We start from the raw sequence: 3,252 nt of genomic DNA, 5'->3' as shown, positions 1-3,252 counted from the left end.
GGCTGCATCGGCTCCTGCCGCCAAGGAGGAGTCGGCCCCCAGCGAGCGCTCCAAGCGCGAGGCGGAGAACGTCTTCCGCTGGATCATGATCCACTCGGACAAGCCCCGCAAAGTCCGCGACGGCAAGGACGACGTGAAGCCGCCCGCGCCGGTCGCCAATGCACCCAGGCCGGCACCGGCGGCACGCGTCGCGAAGGTGGGCGAGGGCAGTGCCGAAGGGGCGGCTGTCGCGCCACCCGCTTCGCCGAACCCCGCACCTGCCCCGGCCGCCCGCATCAACCCGGCACCGGCTGCCACGCAGGCCGTCCAGGCCATCCAGCCCGCCGCGCCGGTCTCCAGCGTCGACAACGAAGCGGCCCGCATGGCCAACAGCGCGGCGGCCCACGCCCGTGGCGGTGCCACGGCGATGCCCGATGCGGCTGCGCCGCCCGCTCTCGCCGCCGCGCCGGAGCCTGAAGCCGACGAGACGTTGGTGATGGTGTCCCAGGTCGAGCCGCAATTCCCCCGTGCGGTGATGCTGGATCTGCGAAAGGGCACCGTGCGGGTGCGCTTCGAGGTGCTGGCCAACGGCACGGTGTCGGCGCCGGCCGTCGTGTCGTCGACGAACGTGCGCCTGAACCGGGCCGCGCTGGCGGCCGTCGCGCAATGGAGATTCCAGCCGCTGCGCGAAACGCAGGAAGGTGTCGTCGAGCTGGGCTTCAACCTCGACTGAGGCGGCCCCTTCGGGTGCGCGTCAGGCGGCGACCGTCCGCTCGGGCGCGATCGCCCCGCGGTACTGCCGCACCCAGTCGACCACCTCGCTCGACGGCATGGCGGCGGCGATGCCGTTGCCCTGGGCCATGTCGCAGCCGATCGCGATCAGGCGCTGTGCCTGGGCCCGCGATTCGACGCCCTCGGCCACCACCGTGCACCCGAAGGTGCGCGACAGGCTGATCACCCCGGCGACGATCGCGTGGTCCTGCGGGTCGAGCAGCATGTTCTGCACGAACGAGCGGTCGATCTTCAGCAGGTCGAGCGGCAGCCGCTTCAGGTAGGTGAGGGTGGAGTAGCCGGTGCCGAAATCGTCGAGCGCGAAACGCACGCCGAGCTTGCGGCACTCCTGCATCAGCTGCACGGTGTAGTCGACGTCGGCGAGCGCCGCGGTCTCCAGCACCTCGATCACCAGGCGCTGCGCCACCGGCGAGTTGTAGCGTGACAGCAGCCCGGCCAAGCGTTGCGCGAACAGCGGCTCCTGCAGGTGGCGCGCCGAGACGTTGATGCTCAGCGTGAGGTCGAGCCCCTGGCGCTGCCACTGCGCGAGCTGCTCGATGCCCTGCTGCAGCACCCAGTCGCCGACGCTGGCGCTGAGCCCGGTGTGCTCGATCAGCGGCAGGAAATGCGCCGGTGCGATCACGCCGTGCTGCGGGTGCTTCCAGCGCAGCAGCGCCTCGACGCCCATCACCGTGCCGTTGCGCAGGTCGACCTTGGGCTGGTAGTAGAGGCAGAACTCCTGCGCGTCGAGCGCGGTCTGCACGCGGCTGAGCGCCTCGAAGCGTTCTTCGGTGCGGCGGTTCAGCTCGGTGTCGAAGAACAGCGAGCCGTTGCGGCCGGCCTGCTTGGYGCCGTACATCGCGTGGTCGGCGTGGCGCAGCAGCGTTTCGGCGTCGGCGCGGTCGACCGGGTAGACGGTGGCGCCCAGGCTGGCGGTGACGATCACCGGCCCGATGCCCATGCCGAGGTTGTACGGCAGCGAGACCTGGCGCAGCACGCGCTCGACGGTGGCCTGCGCGTCTTCGAGGGTCGCCGCGCGCAGCAGCAGCACGAATTCGTCGCCGCCCAGGCGCGCGACCTCGTCGGTCCAGTGGTCCCAGCGGCCGAGCGCATTGCGCAGCCGCTGCGCCAGCTCGACCAGCAGCCGGTCGCCGGCTTCGTGGCCGTGCGTGTCGTTGACCGGCTTGAAGTTGTCGAGGTCGAGGTAGCAGACCACCAGCAGGTAGCCGTCGCGCTCGCTCGCGCGGATGGCGTCGCGCAGCATCTGCGCGAGGCGGGCCCGGTTGGGCAGCCGGGTCAGCTCGTCGAAGTGGGCCTGGCGCTCCAGCTGTTCGCGGTGCAAGCGGGCCWGCGTGGTGTCCGACAGCACCAGCACGTGGTGGCGCGGCTCGGCATCGGGGCCGGGGATCGCGGAGATCGTCACCTGCAACGCGCACAGCTCGCCGTCGCGCCGCMGGTCGATGATCTCGCCGCGCCACGAGCCGGTGGATTCGAGCGCGGCGGCCATGCTGGCGCGCTGCGCGGCGCCCGGCTCGCCGTCGGTGGCCGGGCGCAGCAGCGCGGGCACCGCGCCGAGCATCTCTTCGCGCGAGAAGCCGGTGATCTTCGTGAAGGCCGGGTTCACGTCCAGCACCCGGCAGGCCGCGTCGGTGATGATCAGCCCCTCGTGCAGGTACTCGAAGAGCCGGGTCGTCACGTTCTGCCGTTCTTCGGTGGCATGGCGGTCGGTGATGTCGATCACGGTGGCGATCACGCGCCGCGGCGTGCCGTCGGGCTGCCATTCGACGGCACGGGCATGGCCTTCGAGCCACAGCCAGCGGCCGTCCTTGGTCTGCAGGCGGAATTCGAAGGCATCCGGCTCGCCGGCGGACGATGCGCTGCGGCCGCGCGGCTGCAGCGCATTCAGCAGGCGGACGCTGTCGGACGGGTGGGTGCGGGCCAGCAGCTCGTCGATGCGGTGGCCGAACTCGAGGCTGCCGTAGCCGAGCATGCGCAGCCAGCGGCGCGAATAGCCGAGGTGGCCGCTGCGCAGGTCCCATTGCAGCGTGCCGACGCCGGCGGCATCGAGCGCCAGCTGCCAGCGCGCTTCTTGCGTGGCGGTGCGGCCGACCACGGCGCAGGCGAGCAGCGGCGTGGCGCACAGGGTGGCCAGCCAGGCCGACAGCGTGGCCGCATCGGCCAGCGGGCCGGCGCCCGCCACGCCCTTGGCGGCCCAGGACGCGAGGGCGAAAGCGGTCAACAGGACCGTGACCGAAGCCGGCAGCACGCCGCGGCGCGCGGCCAGGCCACCGAGCAGCAGGTGCGGGACGCTGGCCAGTGCGAGCATCGCGGGGGCGTTGCCGTGGCGGGCGACGGCCCAGGCCGCGGCGAGGGCCGTCGCACCGAGCACGACGCTCGCCAGCCAGCGCCATTGCGCGAACGCCCGGTGCAGCGCGCTGCGCGACAGCGCCAGCAGCGGCAGCGCGAGCAGCGCGCAGGCCAGCGCATCGCGCGCCACGGTGC

2 protein-coding genes are annotated in these 3,252 nt (G+C 72.5%); one reads left to right on the top strand and one right to left on the bottom strand.

Annotated elements, in window-relative coordinates; all coding sequences use genetic code 11:
- On the top strand, window positions 1–712 hold a 712-nt coding region (locus tag AC1DXV_RS32955; protein ID WP_477937720.1), incomplete at its 5' end, for a TonB family protein.
- Window positions 713–733: 21 nt separating this feature from the next.
- Here AC1DXV_RS32955 and AC1DXV_RS32950 read toward each other — a convergent pair.
- The coding region (locus tag AC1DXV_RS32950) for a putative bifunctional diguanylate cyclase/phosphodiesterase (protein WP_477937718.1) at window positions 734–3,252 on the bottom strand (2,519 nt) is incomplete at its 5' end.

This window comes from Rhizobacter sp. P3_C12, assembly GCF_056402735.1.
This window is presented reverse-complemented; position numbering and strand designations above follow the sequence as displayed.